Origin of the sequence: Streptacidiphilus sp. P02-A3a, assembly GCF_014084105.1 — a bacterium.
Lineage (GTDB): Bacteria > Actinomycetota > Actinomycetes > Streptomycetales > Streptomycetaceae > Streptacidiphilus.
Genome location: NZ_CP048289.1, coordinates 6,798,976 through 6,820,401 on the forward strand (window position 1 = coordinate 6,798,976; position 21,426 = coordinate 6,820,401).

At 72.8% G+C, this 21,426-nt stretch carries 15 protein-coding genes; 10 read left to right on the forward strand and 5 right to left on the reverse strand.

The window, feature by feature from the left end; genetic code table 11:
- The first annotated feature begins 4 nt into the window (after window positions 1-4).
- The 3 genes from GXP74_RS28685 to GXP74_RS28695 all read left to right on the forward strand — a co-directional run bounded on the left by GXP74_RS28685 (window position 5) and on the right by GXP74_RS28695 (window position 9,920).
- The gene (locus GXP74_RS28685; protein WP_182454140.1) at window positions 5-7,360 is read left to right on the forward strand and encodes a non-ribosomal peptide synthetase; all 7,356 of its coding nucleotides are present in this window, start codon (window positions 5-7) and stop codon (window positions 7,358-7,360) included.
- Entirely contained in the window at window positions 7,354-8,580 is a 1,227-nt protein-coding gene (locus GXP74_RS28690; protein WP_182454141.1) for a cytochrome P450, read from the forward strand. The genes GXP74_RS28685 and GXP74_RS28690 overlap by 7 nt, the downstream gene beginning before the upstream one ends.
- 77 nt (window positions 8,581-8,657) lie before the next feature.
- Complete coding sequence (locus GXP74_RS28695; protein ID WP_182454142.1) at window positions 8,658-9,920, forward strand: MFS transporter; 1,263 nt, start codon at window positions 8,658-8,660, stop codon at window positions 9,918-9,920.
- Between the two features lie 134 nt (window positions 9,921-10,054).
- Here GXP74_RS28695 and GXP74_RS28700 read toward each other — a convergent pair whose 3' ends face one another.
- Window positions 10,055-10,501 (reverse strand): MarR family winged helix-turn-helix transcriptional regulator, encoded by a 447-nt coding sequence (locus tag GXP74_RS28700; protein WP_182454143.1) that lies wholly within the window; start codon window positions 10,499-10,501, stop codon window positions 10,055-10,057.
- 115 nt (window positions 10,502-10,616) lie between these two features.
- Here GXP74_RS28700 and GXP74_RS28705 point away from each other — a divergent pair, with 115 nt between their 5' ends.
- Complete coding sequence (locus GXP74_RS28705; protein ID WP_182454144.1) at window positions 10,617-11,594, forward strand: amidohydrolase family protein; 978 nt, start codon at window positions 10,617-10,619, stop codon at window positions 11,592-11,594.
- Between the two features lie 310 nt (window positions 11,595-11,904).
- Here GXP74_RS28705 and GXP74_RS28710 read toward each other — a convergent pair whose 3' ends face one another.
- The 3 genes from GXP74_RS28710 to GXP74_RS28720 form a co-directional block, all read right to left on the reverse strand.
- A complete protein-coding gene (locus tag GXP74_RS28710; RefSeq protein ID WP_182454145.1) occupies window positions 11,905-12,522 on the reverse strand; it encodes a hypothetical protein in 618 nt (205 codons plus the stop codon).
- Window positions 12,522-13,124, reverse strand: a complete 603-nt coding sequence (locus GXP74_RS28715; RefSeq protein WP_182454146.1) for a hypothetical protein — start codon at window positions 13,122-13,124, stop codon at window positions 12,522-12,524. The genes GXP74_RS28710 and GXP74_RS28715 overlap by 1 nt, the downstream gene beginning before the upstream one ends.
- Window positions 13,125-13,286: 162 nt before the next feature.
- Window positions 13,287-13,961, reverse strand: a complete 675-nt coding sequence (locus GXP74_RS28720) for a TetR/AcrR family transcriptional regulator (RefSeq protein ID WP_225448264.1) — start codon at window positions 13,959-13,961, stop codon at window positions 13,287-13,289.
- A 91-nt stretch (window positions 13,962-14,052) separates the two neighbouring features.
- Here GXP74_RS28720 and GXP74_RS28725 point away from each other — a divergent pair, with 91 nt between their 5' ends.
- The 6 genes from GXP74_RS28725 to GXP74_RS28750 all read left to right on the forward strand — a co-directional run bounded on the left by GXP74_RS28725 (window position 14,053) and on the right by GXP74_RS28750 (window position 20,389).
- Window positions 14,053-15,498 carry an MFS transporter gene (locus GXP74_RS28725; protein ID WP_225448265.1) on the forward strand — a complete coding sequence of 482 codons (1,446 nt, stop codon included), beginning with the start codon at window positions 14,053-14,055 and terminating at the stop codon, window positions 15,496-15,498.
- Window positions 15,499-15,545: 47 nt separating this feature from the next.
- Window positions 15,546-16,256 (forward strand): GntR family transcriptional regulator, encoded by a 711-nt coding sequence (locus GXP74_RS28730; RefSeq protein WP_182454149.1) that lies wholly within the window; start codon window positions 15,546-15,548, stop codon window positions 16,254-16,256.
- Window positions 16,257-16,334: 78 nt separating this feature from the next.
- Window positions 16,335-17,705 (forward strand): acyclic terpene utilization AtuA family protein, encoded by a 1,371-nt coding sequence (locus GXP74_RS28735; protein ID WP_182454150.1) that lies wholly within the window; start codon window positions 16,335-16,337, stop codon window positions 17,703-17,705.
- Complete coding sequence (locus GXP74_RS28740) at window positions 17,702-18,022, forward strand: DUF4387 domain-containing protein (RefSeq protein WP_182454151.1); 321 nt, start codon at window positions 17,702-17,704, stop codon at window positions 18,020-18,022. Before GXP74_RS28735 ends, GXP74_RS28740 begins: the two co-directional genes overlap by 4 nt.
- A gap of 20 nt (window positions 18,023-18,042) precedes the next feature.
- Window positions 18,043-19,506 carry an MFS transporter gene (locus GXP74_RS28745; protein WP_225448266.1) on the forward strand — a complete coding sequence of 488 codons (1,464 nt, stop codon included), beginning with the start codon at window positions 18,043-18,045 and terminating at the stop codon, window positions 19,504-19,506.
- Window positions 19,507-19,531: 25 nt separating this feature from the next.
- Complete coding sequence (locus tag GXP74_RS28750; RefSeq protein WP_225448267.1) at window positions 19,532-20,389, forward strand: hypothetical protein; 858 nt, start codon at window positions 19,532-19,534, stop codon at window positions 20,387-20,389.
- Window positions 20,390-20,478: 89 nt separating this feature from the next.
- Here GXP74_RS28750 and GXP74_RS28755 read toward each other — a convergent pair whose 3' ends face one another.
- The gene (locus GXP74_RS28755) at window positions 20,479-21,384 is read right to left on the reverse strand and encodes an RNA polymerase sigma factor SigF (RefSeq protein WP_182454152.1); all 906 of its coding nucleotides are present in this window, start codon (window positions 21,382-21,384) and stop codon (window positions 20,479-20,481) included.
- Window positions 21,385-21,426 lie beyond the last annotated feature (42 nt).

The following is a 21,426-nucleotide window of genomic DNA, read 5'->3' on the forward strand; positions in this document are numbered from 1 at the left end:
TGACATGTCAAGCATCAAGGAAGCCGCGAAGCCCCACGCCCGCCAGGCCCTCACCCCCGCCGCGCGCGCCCTGCTGAACCAGCGCCTGCGCGGGCTACAGGCCACCGGCCAGGCCGCTCCGGAGATCCCGCGCCTGGCCCCGGGCGCGACCGCGGTACCGCTGTCCAGCGCGCAGCAGCGCCTCAACTTCCTGGACCAGTTGCGGCCCGGCAGCACCGAGTACCTGATGCCCGCCGTCTGGCGGCTGGCCGGGGAGCTCGACCGCTCCGCGCTGGAGCTCGCCCTGGACGACCTGGTCCAGCGGCACCCGCAGCTGCGGACCCGGTTCCCCAGCCGTGGCGGCGTGGCCTTCCAGGAGGAACTGCCGGTCGGCGGGTTCACCCTGGAGTGGGTGGACCTGTCCGGTGTCGCTCCGGCGGCACGGGAGCAGGCCGCGACCGCGGCCGCCGAGGCCGCCGCGAACCGGCCCTTCGAGCTGGCGGCCGAGGCCCCGTTCCGGGCGACCCTGGTGCGGGTCGGCGCGGAGGACCACCTCCTGGTCCTGGCGATGCATCACATCGTGTCCGACGCCTGGTCCCTGGGCATCGTCTGCCGCGACCTGGCGGCCCTGTACGGCGCCCGCGCCGAGGGCCGGGCCGCCGCCCTGCCGGAGCTGCCGATCACCTACCGCGACTACGCGGCCTGGGAGTCCGCCGCGGGCGGCAGGGCTCGCGCGGAGGCCCACCTGGACTACTGGCGGACCCGGTTGGCCGGTCTCGCCCCGCTGGAGCTGCCCACCGACCGGCCGCGCCCGGTCGAGCGCTCGCACGAGGGGGCGGTCCTCAAGCTGGCCCTCCCCTCCCGGCTGCGGCAGTCGCTGCGGCAGCTCAACGAGCGCGGCAGCTCGACGATGTTCATGACGCTGCTGGCCGCCTACCAGATCGCCCTCGGCTTCCACACCGGGCAGGAGGACATCGCCGTGGGCACGATCGTGGCCAACCGCGACCGTCCGCAGACCGAGTCGCTGGTCGGGTTCTTCGTCAACACCCTGGTCATGCGGGGCGACCTGTCCGGGAACCCGACGCTGGCCGACTACCTGACCCGGGTACGGGACTCGGCCCTGGGCGCGATGGACCACCAGGACGTCCCCTTCGAGCGCCTGGTCGAGGTGCTCAGCCCGGACCGCGACCTCAGCCGCAACCCGCTGTTCCAGGTGCTCTTCGCCTACGAGTACGCCGACGGGGGCGGCTTCACGCTGGGCGGCGCACGCGGCGAGACCGTGTCCGTCGGCGCGGACATCGCGAAGTTCGACCTGTCGCTGCACGCCACCGAGCAGCCGGACGGGCTGACGCTCTCGTTCGTCTACCGGCGCGACCTGTTCGACCCGGAGACGGTCGCGACCCTGGCCGACCATGTGCACCGGGTGCTCGACGCGATCGTCAGCCGCCCGGCGACGGCGATCGCCGCCCTGGAGCCGCTGGCCGCGGAGGAGCGCGCGTCGCTGCTGGCGCAGGCGGGGAACCCGGACCCGGCCGTCGCCCCGACGGTGCCGCTGCTGCTGGACGCCTTCCAGCGGCAGGTCCGCCTCCGCCCCGACCAGGTCGCCCTGGTGAGCCCGAACGGGCGCCTGACGTACGCGCAACTGGACGATCGCGCCGAGCGGTTGGCGTCGGCGCTGCGCGTCCGCGGGGTGGGCCCGGAGTCCCGGGTCGGTGTCTGCGTGGGCCGCGACGAATGGCTCGCGGTCTCGGTGCTGGGGATCTGGAAGGCCGGCGGGGCCTACCTGCCGATGGACGGCTCCCACCCGGCCGAGCGGCTCGGCTTCATGGTCACCGACGCCGGGGCCGACCTGCTGCTCACCGACCGCGCCACCCACGACCAGGTCGCGGACCTGGGCGCCGAGGTACTGGTGCTGGACGCGCCCGGCGCGCTGGAGGGCTCCGGCTGCCCCTACCTGGACGGCACGCCGGGCACCGCGCCGCGGCCCGGCAACGCCGCCTACATCATCTACACCTCCGGCTCCACCGGCCGTCCGAAGGGCGTGGTGGTCACCCACCACAACGCCGCCCGGCTGTTCGCCTCCTGCGAGGCGTGGTCCGACTTCGGCCCGGACGACGTCTGGTCGCTGCTGCACTCCTTCGCCTTCGACTTCTCGGTCTGGGAGCTGTGGGGGGCGCTGGCCAACGGCGGGCGCGTGGTGATCGCCCCCAAGGACGTGGTCCGGGATCCGGAGGCCGTGTTCGACCTGCTGGCCACCGAGCGGGTCACCGTGCTGAGCCAGACCCCCGCCGCCTTCCAGGGCCTGCGGGCGCAGGCCGCGCAGTCCGGCCGCTCGTTCGCGGAACTCGCCCTGCGGACCGTCGTCTTCGGCGGCGACGCGCTCAGCGCGCGGGACTTCCGCGACTGGTTCGCCGACCCCGCGCCGCACCGGCCGCGGCTGGTGAACATGTACGGGATCACCGAGACCACCGTGCACGTCACCCACCGGGTGCTGACCCGCGAGGACGCCGAGGGCGACACCCTGTCGCCGATCGGGGTGCCGCTGGCGGACCTGCGCGGCTACGTGCTGGACCAGCACCAGCGGCTGGTACCGGTCGGCGTCCCGGGCGAGCTGTACGTCGCCGGGGCGGGTCTGGCCCGGGGCTACCTCGGACGCCCGTCGCTGACCGCCGAGCGTTTCGTGCCCGACCCCTACGGACCGGCCGGTGGTCGGCTGTACCGGACCGGCGACCGGGTCCGGCGGCTGCCCGACGGGCAGTTGGAGTTCCTGGGCCGGGTGGACGCGCAGGTCAAGATCCGCGGATTCCGCATCGAACTGGGCGAGATCGAGGCCGCGCTGCGCGGCTTCCCCGGAGTGGTCGACGCCGCGGTCGTGGTCCGCGAGGAGCCGGGCGGCGTGCGACGGCTGGTCGGGCACATCGCCACCGGCGCCGACGCCCCGGTCGGCGGCACGGCGGTCGGCGGCAGCTCGGTCGACACCCGCGAGCTGCGCGCCCACCTCGGCCGCGGCCTGCCCGACTACATGGTCCCGGCCCTGATCACCGAGCACCCGGCGCTGCCGCTGACCGTCAACGGCAAGGTCGACCGCAAGGCCCTGGCGCTGCTCCAGGCACGCGAGGCCGACCTCAGCGCGCGCTACACCGCGCCGAGCACCCCCACCGAGGCGCTGCTGACCGGAATCTGGGGCACGGTCCTGGGGCTCGACCGGGTCGGCGTGGACGACAACTTCTTCCGGCTGGGCGGCGACTCCATCCTGGCCCTGCGGGTGATCGGGCTGGCCCGCGAGGCCGGGCTGGCGCTCAGCATCCCGGACATCTTCCGGGCCCAGGTGCTGGCGGAGCTGGCCGACCTGGCCGACCACTCGACGGCGCCGGTCGAGACCGCGCCGGTGGCGGCCCTGTCGATGATCGGCAGCGCCGAGGCGGCCTCGCTGCCGCCGGGGGTCGAGGACGCCTATCCGCTGACGATGCTCCAGGCGGGCATGCTGCACGAGCTGATGAGCGATCCGGAGCGCGGCGCTTACCACAACGTGACCAGCTTCAAGCTGCGGGACAGCGCCGGTTTCGACCTCGCCGCGTTCCAGGAGGCCGTGGACGTCCTGGTCGAGCGCCACGACATCCTGCGCACCTCCTTCGACCTGCTGCGCGACACCGAGCCACTGCAACTGGTGCACCGGCGGGCCACGCTGCCGGTGGGCTTCGCCGACCTGCGCGGCCTGTCACCGGCCGAGCAGCGCGAGGCCGCCGCCGCCCACGTGCGCGAGCAGGCCGCGCTGCCCTTCGACCTGTCCGCCGCCCCGCTGGTACGGCTGTTCGTGCACCGGCTGGGCGAGGAGGAGTTCCGGCTGACCATCACCGACTGCCACGTGGTGCTCGACGGCTGGAGCCTGACCTCGTTCATCGCGGACCTGATGGAGTCGCACCACCGCCGGGCGGCCGGACTGGCGCCCGCCGCCGCGGTCAGGCCCGCGGTGCGCTTCGCGGACTACGTGGCGCTGGAGCGCGAGGCACTCGCCTCCACCGCGTCCCGCGAGTTCTGGCACCGGGCGCTGGTCGGCCTGGAGCCGGTCCACTTCGCCCCGGCCCCCGGCCCGGCCCTGGTCGGCGACCAGCCGCCGCACGAGGCCGAGCGCTCCTACCGGGAGCTGGCCGAGCCCCTGGCCCGGGTCGCCGCGCTGGCCGGGGTCCCGGTGCGGACGGTCTTCCTGGCCGCCTTCTACCGGCTGATGGACCTCTTCTCCGGCGACGACCCCCACAGCATCGGCATGGTCACCAACGGCCGCCCCGAGCACGCCAACGCGGACCTGCTGCGCGGCCTGTTCCTCAACACGGTGCCGCTCGGGTTCCACTCCACCGCCCGCTCCTGGGTCGACTACCTGCGTGAGACCTTCGCCGCCGAGCGCGCCCTGCTGCCGCACCGCAGGTTCCCGCTCGCCGAGATGCAGCGCTCCCTCGGCGGGGTGGCGGTCGAGGCGGTCTTCAACTTCGTGAACTTCCACCGGCTCGAAAAGGACGTGTGGGAGGACACCCTGGAGGTCGCCCGCACCAACTTCCCGCTCAGCCTGAACGCCAACCCGGGCGGCATGACCCTGGACGCCGACCCCCGCTACCTGGACGCCACCGCCTGCGAACAGCTCGCCGACACCTACCGGGGCCTGCTGCGGGCGATGGCCGCCGAGCCCCACGGCCCGGTCACCCGGCCCGCCCTCACCGGCGCCGCCCGCGACCTGGTGCTGCACCGCTGGAACGCCGCCACCACGCAGCACGCCGGTGCGCCGCAGGACCCGTACCAGGAGGACGACGACCGGCGGCTGTTCCACGAACTGGTCCAGCAGCACGCCGAGCAGCGGCCGCGGGCGACCGCCCTGGTCCACGGGCGGGACGTCACCGGCTACGGCGAGCTCGACCGCGCCGGTGACCGGATCGCCCGGCGGCTGCGCGCGCTGGGCGTCGACACCGAGACCGTGGTCGGCATCTGCCTGGAACGGGGCCCGGACCTCGCGCGGGCGATCCTGGGGGTGCTCAAGTCCGGTGCCGCCTACCTCTGCCTGGACCCCGAGTACCCCGGGGAGCGGCTGGCCTTCATGGTCGGGGACTCGGCGATGACGGTGCTGCTGACCCAGCCCGAGCTGGCCGACGCCGCCCCTCCGGTCCAGCACACGCTCATGATCGGCGCACTCACCGCGGAGCCGGACCCGGAGTCCGGGCACCTGCCGGTCGGCTGCCCCAAGTCCGGTGTGGGACCGGACAGCACCGCCTACGTGATCTACACCTCCGGCTCCACCGGCACACCCAAGGGCGTGGCGGTCACCCACCGCGGGATGCTGAACCTGGTCCGGGCGCAGCAGGACGTGCTGGCGCCGACCCCGGACGACCGGGTACTACAGTTCGCGTCCAGCAGCTTCGACGCCTCGGTGTTCGAGATGACCTGGGCGCTGGCCAACGGCGCGGGCCTGTGCACCGCCACCCGCCAGGACCTGGCGCCCGGGGCCGACCTCACCCGCACCCTGCGCACCCAGCGGATCACCGCGGCGGTGCTGCCCCCGACCGCCCTGAGCGTGATGGATCCGCGGGGGCTGCCGGAGCTGCGCACCCTGATGGTCGCCGGCGAGGCCTGCCCCGCCGAGATCGTCGACGCCTGGGCGCCCGGGCGGCGCTTCCTCAACGGCTACGGCCTGACCGAGACCTCCGTGTGGGTGACCGCTGCCCAGTGCCTGCCGGGCGGCGGTCGGCCCTCCATCGGCACGCCCATCCGCAACACCGAGGCCTACGTCCTCAACGACGACCTGGAACCGGTACCGGTCGGCGCCCCCGGCGAGCTCTGCATCGGCGGCCTCAGCCTGGCCCGCGGCTACCTGGGCCGCCCCGGGGTCACCGCGCGGCGCTTCGTCCCGGACCCCTTCAGCGGCCGCGCCGGCGCCCGGCTGTTCCGCACCGGCGACATCGTCCGCTACTCCGCCGACGGCTCGCTGGACTACGTCGGACGCCAGGACAGCCAGGTCAAGCTGCGGGGATTCCGGATCGAGCTCGGCGAGGTCGAGGACGCGCTGCTGACCCACCCCGGCGTCCAGTCGGCGGTGGCGATGGTGCGCGCCGACGGGGGTGGTGAGCCACGGCTGGTCGCCTACGTGGTGCCGCCGGACCCGGACAGCGCCCCGCAGGCCGAGGACCTGCGCCAGTCGCTCCGCCGTCGGCTGCCGGCCCACATGGTGCCGACCGCCTACGTGGTCATCGACGCGGTACCGCTCACCGCCAACCGCAAGGTCAACCGCCGGGCGCTGCCGCCGGTGCCCAGTGTCCGCGCCGAACTGGCGGACAGCTACGTCGCCCCGCGCACCCCCGCCGAGCAGGCGCTGGCGCAGGTGTGGGCCGAGGTGCTGGGCGTGGAGCGGGTCGGCGTCCACGACGACTTCTTCGCGCTGGGCGGCAGTTCGCTCTCCACCGTCCGGGTGGTGGCCAAGGCGCGCGCCCAGGGTCTCACGCTGACCGTCCGCGACCTGGTCGAGTCACCCACCATCGCCGGGCTCGGGGCCGCGGCGGACCCGGTGGCGGGCCCCCGTTCCCGGGTGCTGCTGCGCCCGGGAACGGGGCAGCCGCTGAACTGCGTCCACCCCACCGGCGGCAGCGTCACCTGGTACCTCCCGCTCGCCCGGGCCCTGGGCGGTGCCCGGCCGGTGCACGGCTACCAGGCCCTGGGCCTGGCCGGTGGCACCGACCCGCTCACGATCCGCGAGATCGCCGCCAACTACGTCAGCGAACTGACGGCCGACCAGGACGGCGGACCGCACGCGATCCTCGGCTGGTCCATGGGCGCCAACATCGCCCTGGAGATGGCCACCCAACTCCTGGACGCCGGGGCCGAGGTGGCGCCGCTGGTGCTGGTCGAGCCCTACCTGCCGACCCCGGAGACCCACCGCCGGCTCGCCGGTTTCGCCGAGCAGCAGCGCCACGCGCTGGTCCTGCGCGACGAACTGCGGGCCACCCCGGTCGGATCCGAGGCCCGCGCCGCGGCGGACGCCCGGCTGCGGACCCTGCTGCGCGACGCGGGCATGGTCGACCAGGAGGTCGACCTGGCCCAGGACGCCCCGATCGAGGTGTGGCACTCGCTGCTGGAGGCCCTGGCCGGATACCGGGCCCGCCCCTACCCCGGCCGGATCCACCTGGTCATCGGCCAGGACACGGCCGACCGGCCCGAGCACACCCCGATGCCCGACATCGGCGTCCCCTACCGCGAGTACCTGTCGGCCTGGCAGGACCTGGCGGGAGGCGGACTCCAGGTGCACCACCTCCCCGGAGGGCACCGCACCATGCTCACCGATCCCGGCGTCGGCACCATCGCCGCGCTGCTCGACACGCTGACCTCCGGAGGACTCCCGTGCTGACCGCCACCCGCTTCACCGAGCGCTACCTGCTGGACCCGCAGGTCAACGCCGACCCGTACCCCTACCTGAACGCGCTGCGCGAGCACCGGCCCGTCCACTGGAGCAGCGTCCACCGGGCCTGGCTGGTCACCGGCTACGCGCAGATGGCCGAGGCCCTGGGGCACCCGTCGCTGTCCGCCGACCGGGTCCGGCCGCTGATGGAGGCCATCCCGGAGAGCGTCCTGGACGACGAGGCCCGGCGCGCGGTCGGCCTGCTGTCGCACTGGATGGTCTTCAACGACCCGCCGCAGCACCGTCGGCTGCGCGGGGTGTTCCAGGACCAGTTCTCCGCCCGCGCCATCAACCGCTACACGGGGCTGATCGAGAAGGCCACCACGTCGCTGCTGGCCCGCCGGGCCGCGCCCGGCAGCAGCGGGGACGCCGTCGCCGACGTCGCCAGGACCCTGCCCAGCCTGGTCTTCGCCCGCTGGCTCGGTGTCCCGCACGCCCACGCCCCCTCGTTCTGGTACTGGAACGCCCGGGTGGGCGACCTGGTGCTGGGCGCCGCCCAGGAGGAGCGGGAGTACCGCACCTCGTTGCAGTCCCTGGTCAAGCTCTACGACTACCTGGGCGAGCTGGTGCGCCTGCGCCGTGAGCAGCCGCAGGACGACCTGATCAGCGCGGTGCTGGCCGGGGGCGCCATCGGTGACACGGTCAGCGACGAGGAGTTCATCGGCATGCTGACCCATCTGGCCTTCGCCGGTGGGGAGACCACCAGCAACCTGATCGCCAACGGGCTGCGGGCACTGCTCACGCACCCGCGGCAGCTGGAGGCGGTACGGGAGAACCCCAAGCTGCTGTCCGGCGCCGTCGAGGAGGCCCTGCGCTTCGACGGCCCCTCCAAGATGTCGGTGCGCATCGCCGCCGAGGACCTGCGGCTCGACGGCCAGGACATCCGCGCCGGTGACCGGATCTTCCTGGTGACCGCCGCGGCCAACCGCGACCCGCGGCAGTTCGACGACCCGGACACCTTCGACGTGCACCGCGGCCGCACCTCGCACCTCGGGTTCGGCTACGGCATCCACTTCTGCATCGGCGCGCCCCTGGCCCGGCTGGTGGCCGGAAGCGCGCTCGGGGTCCTCGTCCGGGAGTACCCGGACCTGCGGCTCCTCCCGTCCCGCCACGAGTGGCAGCTGTCGCTGCTCAACCGCAGCCTGAAGGACCTCCCGGTCAGCTACTGACGTCCTCCGCACCCGGACTCCCGCACCCGGCCCCCCGCACCCGGCTCCGCACCCCGACGAAGGCGAAGAACCAGCGCATGACTCAGACCATGGCTCCGACCGAGACCCCGACCGAACGCCCCTCGCTGCGCGCCCCCCTGCGCACGGCCCCCTTCCGCAACCTCTGGACCGCCCAGTCCTTCTCGCTCCTGGGAGACGGGTTCAGCACCGTCGCCTTCGCCTGGATCACCCTCACGCTCACCCACTCCAGCCTGGCTCTGGGCGTGGTCCTCGCCTGCCAGGCCGTGCCGCGCGCCCTGCTCACCCTGCTCGGCGGGGCGCTCAGCGACAGGTTGTCGGCCCGTCACCTGATGATGTTCTCCAGCCTGCTGCGCTGCGCGCTGATGGCGGGGGTGGCGGCAACCGGGTTCGCGCACCTGCTCAACCTGTGGATGCTGTTCGCGGCGGCGGCGTTCTTCGGCGCGGTCGACGCGTTCTTCCAGCCCGCCCGCAGTTCCATCCTCCCCTCGGTCGTCGAGCCCGAGCAGTTGGAGCCGGCGAACGCCCTGCTCAGCGTGGGCAGTCGGGTCGCCTCGGTGCTCGGCCCCGCCATCGGCGGCATCGTGGTGGCCGCCACCGACCCCAGTGCCGCCTTCGCCGTCGACGGCGCCTGCTTCGCCCTGGTCGCCCTGTTCGTCAGCCGGGCCACCCGCCGCCTCTCCGCCCCGGCGGCCAGGACCGGGACCGGCTCGGCCAGGGACTCGCTCGGCAGCCGGATCCGGGCCGGTCTGGTCTACGTCTGGACGGACCCGCGGATCCGCGCCATGGTCGCCATCGACACCGCCGTGACCTTCTGCTACGCCGGTCCGTTCACCGTGGGCTTCGCCAGCCTGGCCAGGTTCCGGCTGCACGGCGGCGCGACCTCCCTGGGCCTGCTCGACGGCGCACTGGCCGCGGGGGCCATCGTCGGCGCCCTGCTGGGCGGCGCGACCCGCCGCCACCTGCGGGTGGGTCTGCTCATCTCCGCCCTCACCGGCTGGCTGGGCGCCGGGATGCTCGCCCTGGGGGTGCTCGGCAACCTGGTCGAAGCCGTCGGTGTGGTGCTGCTGATGGGCCTGGGCATCGGCTTCCAGGGCGTGTTCGGAATGAGCTGGATCCAGCGCAACATCCGCGGTGAGATCCTCGGCCGCGTCATCTCCGTCGACATGGTCGCGGGCTACATCGCCGCCCCCGTCTCCCTGGTGCTGTGCGGCGCGCTGGCCCAGTCGCACGCGGAGGTGATGTTCGCCGCCACCGCCGCCGTGCTGATCGTCACCGGAGCCGCCGTCCTCTGCTCCAAGCCCGTGGTCTCGATGGTCTGAGCCCCTGGCCCGACGGAGGGGGAGCCCGCCCAGGATTCCTGGGCGGGCTCCCCCTCCGTCGGGCCGGCCCTCGGCGATCCTGCTGGTCATCGCCCAGCGCGCCGTCGCGGATCAGCCCAGCTGGGCCGTCGCGTTCAGCCATCGGTGCCGGTGTCGCCCCAGCCCTGTTCGAGCGCGTCACGCAGCGCCGCGACGCGTCGCTTCCCGATCCGCTGCGCCAGTTCGGCCTCCAGCTCGTCGAGCATGTCCAGCGCCTGTCGACGGCGGATGAGGCCCTCCGGTGTGAGCACGACGAGTTTCGACCGTCCCGAGCGGGGGTTCGGCACGACCTCAAGCAGCCCGAGGGTGGCGAGGTGATGGACCATCTGGTGGGTCGCCGAGGGGCTCACGCCCATCAGTCGGGCCAGGTCGGACATGGGTATGCCGTCCGGATCGAGTTGGCTCAGCAGTGTCGCGTGGGCCGGGCTCACCCCGCCGGGGCTGTGTTCGAGGCCCGTGGTCACGGCCGTACGGAACCAGTTGTGCGCTCGCCACAACAGCTTGGCGAGCGGTTCCCGGGTCGGCTTGTCTTCGCTGGACACCGTGCTAGCCTAGCACTCATAACCATTAAGTTACTTAATGGTTTGCGCGGTGTCCTCCGCCCTCCGGCCGACGGCATCACCGATCCGCGACTCGGCCGGACGGAAAGGCACTCCGATGAAGCTGATCGCCCTAGAGGAAGCGTTCTGGTACGACAAGCTGCGGACCGAGGGATCGCCGGTCGCCCACATCCCGCTGAAGCCCGAAGTGCTCGCGAACCTGCGGCGGTTGCTGCCGGACTTCACCGAGTTCCGGCTCCCGGAGATGGACCGGCACGGCGTCGACACGCAGGTGCTGTCACTCACCGCCCCGGGTATCCAGATGCAGCCGGACGCGGACGTCGCGGTGGCCGACGCCCGAACGGTCAACGACTTCCTGGCCACCGTCGTCAACGAGCACCCGGGCCGGTTCCAGGGCCTGGCCGCCGTCCCCCTGCAGGACCCGAAGCGGGCCGCGGCCGAGCTGCGCCGCGCCATCGGGGAACTCGGGCTCTGCGGGGCCCTGGTCAACGACCACACCCTCGGCCACTACCTGGACGAGCCGCAGTACGACCCGTTCTGGGAGACCCTGCAGGACCTCGGCGTCGCCCTGTACATCCACCCCAGCCCCATCCCGGCCGACGACTGGAGCCTGCTGCGGGGATACCCCGGGCTCGACCAGGCCACGTGGAGCTGGGCCGCCAGGACCGGCGGCCACGCGATGCGGCTGATCTTCGGCGGCGTCTTCGACCGGTTCCCCGGCGCGAAGATCATCCTGGGGCACATGGGTGAGTTCCTGCCCTCCCACCTGTACCGCTTCGACGTCCGCTACGCCGACCTCGACCCCGAGAAGCAGCTGCGGCTCAAGAAACTGCCCTCGGAGTACTTCGGCACGAACATCGCGATCACCACGAGTGGCGTGTTCTCGCACGAGGCGCTGGTCGCGGCGATCCACGCGATCGGGATCGACAACGTGATGTTCTCCATCGACTACCCGTTCGAGCGGACCGAGGCGGCAGCGGAGTTCATGCGCACGGCGCCCCTCGCCCCGGCGGACAAGGCCAAGGTCGCCCACGGGAACGCCGAACGCATCCTGCGGCTCACCCAGGGCCGATGAGCGACCGACACCACTGAGGCGGACACCCACGCGATCAGCGGGACCTGCGGCACGTGATCCCGCGGCCGCAGGATGCTCAGCGTCATCAGGGCGGCCCAACCGGCCCACGAGACCGCTGTCCCGGCAAACAGGCCCAGGATCACGCGCCGCTTCGGAGGGCCGGTCGGGAAGGGGCGTGAGCCACGGATCCACGACCGGACTGCCGGACCTGAGCGGGCGCGGTGGCGCCTTTCGCTCACTCCGGCAGCATCGGCCCACCCGTGGTCGCCGCTGAACGGCCGGCCCCGCACGGCCGGGTGGTCAGCGCGGGTCAGACACCCAGGAGGCGGTTCACCAGCCGCCGGTAGTCCTGCAGCGTTCCCCGCAACGTCTCGGTCGAGGTGCCCGCGTCGTCCGCCGCGCTGCCGGCTGCGTCGCTGCCGTCCCAGCCGTCACGCAGAGCGGTCCGGGCGGCCGTCAGCGACTGCGCGAAGGACACGGCCACCTGCTCCAGCAGCCCGTCCGCCTCCTCCACGGACTGGCGCGGGTCGTCCACGAAACCGGACTGGACGCTCTGCCACTTCGCCCGGAACCTCTCCGCGTCCGCCCCGGACAGGAACGGCTCGCCGTCGCCCTCGACAGCGGAAGCGGAAGCGGACAGCCGGGTCGGCGTCTCCCGCGTCCCGCCCGGCTCGACGCCGGTGCCGGTGCCGACGCCGGTGCCGGTGCCGCCGGTGCCGCCGACGTCGTCCGTGTTGGCCGCGTACGCGGCGTCAGAGGCCGCGTCGGCGGCGAACGCGGTCGCGTCGGCATCACCGGTGGTGTCCGGGCGCGTCACCTCCGCCGCGGGTGCGACGGGTTCGGCGGGCTCCACGGAGCCCGTGTTCGAGCGGCTGCGCTTGCTGAGGTCGTCGCCCTGAGCGGCGAATCGACGGTCGGTGTCGGTCATCAGGCACTCTCCTCGGTGGTCTGGCTCTGACGCAGGGCCGGTGCCGTGCGCTGGACCGGTATCCGCTGGTTCTTGGGTCCCTCACTCACCAGCGCCTCGAAGGCGCCCCGGAGTTCGACGAAGGACTGCCGGAGCTCCTCCGTCGTTCCCTCGCCCTGCCGGGCCCGGTTCGCCGCGCTCCGCGAGTTCCGGTATCCGGCCAGCGCGCCGGAGTGGTGCACGGACAGCGCCGTGTACGGGTCGTCGTCCGGGTAGCCCCGATCGCGCAGCACCCCGGCCAGCAACTGGTCCGCCTCGCTGAGGGACTTCGCGGGCTCGTCGACGAACTGCTCCTGCAGCCCGGACCAGTCAGCGAGGTAGTGCTCGCGCTGAGCGGCGTCCAGCGGCCGGATGTCCAGCTGCTCGACCCGCTTGACCCGCTCCTGGAGTTCCTGTTCCGCCGCCCGGTTGTTGCCGTTGTGCTGGGCGACGACGCGATCGTACTCCGGGCCGAACTGCTCCTGGAGCCGTCTGCTGCGCCGACCGGGCCGCAGCAACGCCGCCGCCAACGCGGCAAGCACGACGACCGCGACCACGACCACGATGATCACACCTGTGGACATGCTTCCCTCTTCCGCTGCCTTGGGGGCGCTCCCTGCGCAACGCGCCTTCCCTCCGAGCGACTTGCCGGATACCGGCGCAGCAAACCGAACCCGGCCGCCGGGCCTGCTCCGGCTGCCGGTGCGCGGCGGTGCGGGGGTGGCGGTCCCGGTGGCGGGCCGAGGTCAGCGACCGCTCGCCGGCTGCGACTCGGCGAGGCGGGCCACACCGGCGAGGAAGACCTCGACGCCGAGCCGGTAGAAGGCCTCCGACTGCTCGCAGTTGGTGAGGGCCGGGGCGGCGGCGATGGTGTGCGGGTAGCGGGCCGGGTCGAGGGAGAGGAGCGTGGCCCGCCTGCCGCGCTCCTTCTCGGCCTGCTCCTCGGCGCTGAGGCCGGGCTGCGGTGCTCCCGGTTCGCTGCCGACCAGGGAGATCAGGGTCCACAGCGCCTGGATGCTGAGGTGGGCGGCCTGGTCGGGGGGGAAGCCCAGCCGGTGGAAGATCTCCAGGGTGGCCTCGGTGACGTCGAAGCACGCCTTGTTGTACCCCGCGCCGGTCCGCGTGAGCAGCGGCGTGGCCTGCGGGTGGGCGCGCAGCGCGGACAGCATCGACGCGAACATCGAGCGGAGCTGGTCCAGCGGTTCGAGGTCGGGATCGTTGTCGACGGCGGCCAGGCTCCACAGGCGTTCGGAGACGGCCAGGAGCAGTTCGTCCTTGTTCTTGACGTGCCAGTAGACCGCCATGGGCGTGTACCCGAGCGACTGGGCCAGCCGCCGGATGGTCAGCGCTTCCATGCCTTCGGCGTCGAGCAGCCCGAGTGCCCCGTCCACCAGCGTGTCCCGGCTGAGTTTCGGTTCCACCACCCACCTCCGGTTGACAACTGTACGGCATACAGGATTTCCTGAAGGCCGCAACTATACGCCGTACAATAACGCTGTACAGGAGAATGCCGTGCCACAGCAGTCCAGGCGCTGGGGCACCCTCGTGGGTGTCTCGCTGGCGTCGTTCATGACCTTCCTCGACAACAACGTGGTCAATGTCGCGCTCCCGTCCATCCAGCGCGAGCTGCACGTTTCGCTCTCCGGCCTGGAGTGGATCGTCAGTGCCTACATCCTGGTGTTCTCCGGCCTGATGCTGGTCGGCGGGCGCCTGTCGGACATCTACGGCAGGCGCCGGATGTTCCTCACCGGCCTGGCGGTCTTCACCGGGGCGTCGCTGCTGAGCGGGCTGGCCGACGACGAGACCGTGCTGATCGTCGGCAGGGCGCTGCAGGGGGTCGGCGCGGCGATGACCATGCCGTCGACGCTGGCGATCATCTCCGAGACCTTCAGCGACGCCAGGGAGCGGGCCCGCGCGATCGGGATATCCTCGGCGGCAGGCGCCCTCTCGCTCGCCCTCGGCCCCCTGACCGGCGGCTTCATCAGCCAGCACGTCCGCTGGGGCTGGATCTTCCTGATCAACGTGCCGATCGGCCTTGCCGCCATCGCCGTCGCCGCGTACTCGATGCCCGCGCGACGTCCGGTCACCCGTCGGACGCTGGACCTCCCCGGGCTGCTCTCCTCGGCGGTGATGCTGTTCTCGCTCACCTACGCGCTCATCGAGGGCCATGACCGGGGCTGGTCCTCGCCGCTGATCCTGTCCGCGTTCGCCCTGGCCGCGGCGGCGCTCGTGGTGCTCCTGGCGGTCGAGGCCCGCGCCGCCGACCCGATGCTGGACCTGTCGCTGTTCCGCTCGGCGGTGTTCAGCGGCGGCAACACCGCGCTGGTCCTGTGGGGCTTCGGGTTGATCGGCGTGTACTTCTTCACCGCGATGTACCTGCAGAACGTGCTGGGCTTCTCGCCCACCCGGGCGGGCGCCTCGTTCGTCCCGATGGCGCTGCTGATGGCGGTCACCGCGTCGATCGCCGCCCCGGTCTCCCGCCGGTTCGGGGCGGCGCGCACCGTCGCCGCCGGGCTGACGCTGATCGTCGTCGGACTGCTGCTGGCCGCCCGGGTCGGCGAGCACGGGCACTTCATGGACCTCATGCCCGCGTTCACCGCCCTCGGCATCGGCTCCGGCTTCACCATGATGCCGCTGAACGGCGCGGTCATCGGGGTACTGCCGCCGGAGCGGGCCGGAGCCGCCTCGGGCATCCTGAACACCGGCCGGGAGGTGTCCGGGCTGCTCGGTGTCACCGTCATCGGCGCGATCCTCACCGGACGGCAGTCCGCGGCGATGCGCGGCGGCGCGACCCAGTCGCACGCGTTCCTGGACGGCTACCGCTTCGCCATCGTCACCGCCGCGGTGATCGTGGCCGTCGGCATCCCGGTGGCCCTCACCACCCTCCCCGGCACCGCCGACACCGACCGGGAGCACGCCGACCGGGAGCACGCCGACCGGGCGGTGTCGGACCAGTGAGCGCGCGGACCCTTGACAATATGCTGTAGCAGATATCAAATTTCTGCATGCCTCTCCCCGAACTCAGCTCGCAGTCGCTCGCCGACCAGGCCTACCGGGCCCTGCGGGCGGCCATCGTCAAGGGCGAACTGCCCTGGGGGGAGAAGATCACCGAGCGTGGTCTCGCACTCAGCCTGGGCGTGAGCGCCACCCCCGTCCGCGAGGCCCTGCGACGGCTGGAGCAGGAGCAGTTGGTCGAGCGCACCAGCCTGCGGTCGCTGCGGGTGGTCACCGTCTCACCGCAGGAGCGCGTCGAGAGCGCCGCGATGGAGGCCGCCCTGGAGGGCGTGGCCGCGCGGTTCGCGGCGGGCAAGGCGAGCGACCGGCAGCTGGACGAGATGGGGCGCCTGCTCGACGTCGCCGACGCGGCCGCCGACACGCTGCGCTCGGACCACGACGCGGGCCGCCCGCTGGACCCGGTGACGGTGGAGCGGGCCTTCGACGCGATCCGGGGCTTCCACGCCGCGGTGGAGGCGGCGGCCGACAACGCCCAGCTGCTGCGCACCCTGGAGCAGGTCCGCGCGTTCAGCCGGTCCGAGCGGCTGCGCATCACCTCGGCCCAGCTCACCGCGGGCGGCACGCCGGGCCAGCTCCAGCGCTACGCGCAGCACCGGCACATCCTCGACGCGCTGCGCGCGCGCGAGGCCGAGACGGCCGAACAGCTCGCCCGCGCCCACGCGGCCGCCGCCGTGGACGAGTTCGTCGGCTGGGACGCCTAGGGGCGTACCGCCCGCACCGGGCAGCGCCCTCGTCTCGCGTTCTTGCTATAGCAAATGTTCTATAAGGAGAGAGCCATCATGGAGATCAGGATCCTGGCGCCGACCGGCGCCCTCGGGGCCGGCTTCCGCCCCGAGTCCCTGGAGCGCGGGGTGGCCCTGCTGCCGCACGTCATCGCCTGCGACGCGGGCTCGACCGACAGCGGCCCCTACTACCTGGGCACCGGCGAGCCGAAGCTCTCCCGCGAGGCCGTCACCCGCGACCTGCGGCTGCTGCTCAAGGCCCGCGACACCCTGGGGGTGCCGCTGATCATCGGCTCCTGCGGTACCAGCGGCCGCGACGCCGGGGTCGACCTGGTCGCCGGGATCGCCCGCGAGATCGCGGCCCAGGAGGGGCTGTCGTTCCAACTCGCCCTGATCTACGCCGACCAGGACCCGGCGTACCTGACCAGGTGCTACGAACAGGGCCGCATCCGTCCGCTGGAGCCGGCGCCCGCCATCGACCGGTCCACCCTGACCGATGGTCACGTCGTGGGGATGATGGGCGTCGAACCCATCCAGGCGGCCCTGCGCGAGGGTGCCGACGTCGTCCTGGCCGGACGGGCCAGCGACACCGCCCTGTTCGCCGCGGTACCGCAGGTGATGGGCGCCGACCCGGGGCTGATCTGGCACGCGGCCAAGACCGTCGAGTGCGGCGCCGCGTGCGCGATCCCGCCCAGCGCCGACGGCCTGTTCGTCCACCTGCGGGCGGACCACTTCGACGTGGAACCGCTGGACCCGGACTCCCGGCTGACACCGCACTCGGTGGCCGCGCACACCCTGTACGAGAACGCCAACCCCTACCTGGTCACCGAGCCCTCCGGGGTGCTCGACACCACCGACGCCGTCTACACCGCCCTGGACGCCCGCCGGGTGCGGGTCACCGGAGCCGTCTACCGGCCCAGCGACACCTACACCGTCAAGCTCGAAGGCTCCAGCCTCGTCGGCTACCAGACCATCGCGGTCGGCGGCATCCGCGACCGCGTCGTCATCGAACAGCTGCCCACGCTCCTGCCGATGGCCCAGGCGTACTTCAGGGCGAAGATCCACGACGTCTTCCAGGGCCGGGTGGACCCGGACGACGTCGACATCGACTACCGCCTCTACGGCCAGGACGCCGTCCTGGGCGCCCGCGACCCCGACCGTGACCGGACCCCGCACGAGCTCGGCGTCCTGATCACGGTCACCGCCCCCACCCAGGCCATCGCCCACGCGGTGGCGACCTTCGTCGCCCACGCCAGCTCGCACCTGCCCATCCCCCAGTACGAAGGTCTGGCCAGCACCGTCGCCTTCCCCTTCTCGCCCCCCGAGACCGACCGCGGCCCGGTCTACCGGTTCACCCTCAACCACGTCGCGGTGCCCGGCACCCCGCACGAGATGTTCCGCACCGTCCACGAAGAGGTGACGTCATGACCACCCTGCTCGACCTGTGCTCGCTCATCCGATCCAAGAACGCCGGACCCTTCGTCCTGACCTTCGACTTCATGTGCCGTGACGAACACAGCTACCGGACCCTGCGCGCCTCGGGACTGCTCACCCCGGAGCTGTTCGCCGACCTCTACGGCGCCGACCCGGCGCGGGTCCTGATCGTGCACCACGACCGCGCCCAGGCCGTCAAGGTCTCGCTGCCCCGCCCCCTGCGCCAGGGCGACATCCACGACTCCGACAGCTACGGCGGCCAGCAGTACGCCCCCCTCGTCGACCTCGAAGTCCCCGACCACCGCCACTGACTGCGACTGAGGGAACGCCCGTGCCCAGAAACGCACTGTCACCCGTCGGCATACCCGAGCCCGGAGCCGAGCCCGGAGCCGAGCCCCCGCCGACGACCGCCGCCCGGGCGGCCCGGCAGGTCTCCCGACGACTGGACGCCCTGCCGGTGAGCCGCTGGCACCGCCGCGTGGTCACGGTCGTCGGCCTGGGGTCCTTCTTCAACTTCTTCGAGGTGGCCCTGGGCACCCTGCTCATCCCCCTGCTGCCGGCCTCCTGGACCGCGACCACCATGGACAAGTCGCTCCTGATCGGCGCCCCGTTCGCCGGGGAGATGCTCGGCGCCCTGCTGCTCTCCGGTTACGCGGACCGCTTCGGCCGCAGGCGGATGTTCCAGTTCAACCTGATCGGCTACGCCGCCCTCGCCCTGGTCTGCGCGGCCGCGCCCAGCGGACCGGCCCTGGTCCTGCTCCGGGTGCTGGTCGGCGTCGGCCTGGGAGCCGAACTCACCCTGGTGGACACCTACCTGGTCGAGCTCATGCCCGCGGCCCACCGCGGCCGACTGCTGATCCGCAGCTACACCCTGGGCATGCTCGCCGTCCCCGTCGCCGGTGTGCTCGCCTCCAGGCTGCGCCACACCATGTCCGGACTCCCCAGCTGGCGCTGGATGCTCATCGGCAGCGCCCTGGGCGCGGTCGTGATCTGGCTCCTGCGACGGCGCCTGCCGGAGTCGCCCCGCTGGCTCGCCGCGCACGGCAGGAGCAGCGACGCCCTGGCCGAACTCGAACGCATCGAGAGCCTCGCCGGGGCCCCGGCGGGGCGCGCCACCGGGGCCGGATCCGGGCCGGACGAATCCGCCGCCGCAGCGGACCCCGAACCGGCGGACGTCCCACGGCTGCTCGCGCCCCCGCTGCGCCGCCGCACCGTGCTGCTGTGCGTCATGCAGGCGCTGGGACCGGTCGGCTTCTACGGCTTCGCCTCCATCGGCCCGCTGGTTCTGCTGCACAAGGGGTTCGGCGTCGTGGACTCCCTCGGATACTCCGCACTCACCGCGTTCGGCTACCCGCTCGGCGCGCTGCTGCTCGCCCCGCTGAGCGAGCGCTGCCAGCGCCGCACCCTGGTCATCGCCTCCACCCTGCTCGTGGGTGCGGCGGGCTGCCTGTTCGGCACCGCCACCAGTCCCACCGTGATCGTCGCCGCGGGCACCCTCACCACGCTGTCCTGCGTGGTGCAGTCCACCGTGGCCCGCGCCTACGCGGCGGAGCTGTTCCCCACCGCTGTCCGCAACACCGTCCTGGGACGCACCTACGCCCTGTCCCGCCTCGTCTCCGCCGTGCTGCCGTTCGTCGCCCTGACCGTCCTGGGCGCCCTGGGCGCCCTGGGCGCCCTGGGCGCCCTGGGCGCCGGTGTGCTCTACGTCGGCTGCGGCGCCCTGCTCGCCGTCCTGGCCGCAACCGTCCGGGCCCTGGGACCACCCACCAACGCCCTCTCCCTCGAAGCCGTCTGACAGTCCGACCACCACCGGAGCAACCGTGCCCGCCTCACGCCCGATCACCCTGGCCGCCCTGAAGGCCCTGGACCCGCGACACCCCGGCATCGACCTGATGACCGGACGCACCCCGCTGTTCGCCTGCCGGGCCGACCAGCGGTTCTCCTACTGCCTCTACGTGCCCCGCGACCTCGACACCACCCGGCCCCACCCGCTGGTGGTCACCGTCCACGGAACCGAGCGCGACGCGACCGGTTACCGCGACGCCTTCGCCGCCCTCGCCGACACCCACCAGTGCGTCATCCTGGCCCCGCTGTTCCCCGCTGCCATAGGGGACCCCGAGGACATCGACAACTACAAGCTGATCGACTACCGGGGCATCCGCTTCGACCAGTTGCTCCTGGAGATGACCGCCGAGGCGGCACTGCGCTGGCCCATCGCCACCGACAGCTTCTTCCTGCACGGCTTCTCCGGCGGCGGCCAGTTCGCCCTGCGCTTCCTCTACCTGCACCCCGACCGCCTGGCCGGGGCCAGCATCGGCGCCCCCGGCCGGGTGACCCTGCTCGACCCCACCGCCGCCTGGCCGCAGGGGACCTCCGACCTTCCCGACCGGTTCGGCACCGAGGTTCGACCCGACGCCCTGAGCAGCGTCCCGGTCCAGCTCCTGATCGGCGAACTGGACAACCAGCCGCACCCGTTGACGCCGCTCAACCGCACCGAGAGCATGCTGCTGCTGCGCGACAACCTGCTGGCCCACGGCCTGGCCCCGGTCCTCGACGTCGTCCCCGGCGCCGCCCACGACGGGGACGCGCTCGTCCCCGCCGCCGCCGAGTTCCTGGCCCGCCTGCTCCCGCGCCCGGGCGGTCCGGTACCGGACCGCCCGGGCACCGCCGCACCGTAGCGACGGGCTGTCCGGTCCGTGCCGCGCCGAGCGAACGGCCGCCGCCCGGCGGCGCGTCCACTCCACGGAGAGCGGTCCGGACGGGGTGGTCAGTCCTGGGTCAGGAGCTGGTCGCGCAGCTGGCCGAGGGTGCGGGAGAGGAGGCGTGAGACGTGCATCTGGGAGATGCCCAGGGCTGCGCCGATCTCGGACTGGGTCATCTCGGCGCCGAAGCGCATGGAGATGATGGCCTTGTCGCGCTCGCCGAGACGGGCCATGAGCGGCCTGAGGGACTCCAGGTTGACGACCATGTCCATACCGGGGTCGACCTCGCCCAGGCGGGCGGTGAACGAGGTGCTCTCGTCGTCCTCCTCGCCGGGGGCACCGGCGTCGATGGAGCTGACCGTGTACCCGTTGGCGGCGACGAGTCCTTCGCGGACCTCGTCCTCGCTGATCTCCAGGTGCGCGGCGAGCTCGGCGGGGGTCGGCGGCCGACCGATCACGGTGGCGAGGTCGTCGGTCGCCCGGGCCAGGGTCAGCCGCAGCTCCTGCAACCGGCGCGGGACGTGGACGGCCCAGCTGGTGTCGCGGAAGAACCGCTTGATCTCCCCGACGATGGTGGGCAGCGCGAAGGTGGGGAACTCGGTCTCCTGGTCGACATCGAACCGGTCGATGGCCTTGATCAGGCCGATGGTGCCGACCTGGACGATGTCCTCCATCGGCTCGCTGCGGGTCCTGAACCGCCGGGCCGCGAACTTGACCAGGGTGAGGTTCAGCTCGACCAGGGTGTTGCGCACGTACTGGTACTCGTGCGTCCCCTCCTCCAGCTCCGCCAGGCGGGCGAACAGCACCTTGGACATCGCCCGCGCGTCCGGACCGGTGCTGTTGCGCGGGTCCGACAGGTCCAGCTCGGGGAACAGCTCCGCCCCCTGGCGCGAGGGGGCCGGCCCGGTGGCCTCAGGGGCGCGCGGCGCGGTGCCCGGCGCCGAGGTGGTGGACGGGAGGGTGGACAGCATCAGGAATCCCCATTCGGATGAGACACGGCAAGTCCGTGTTCG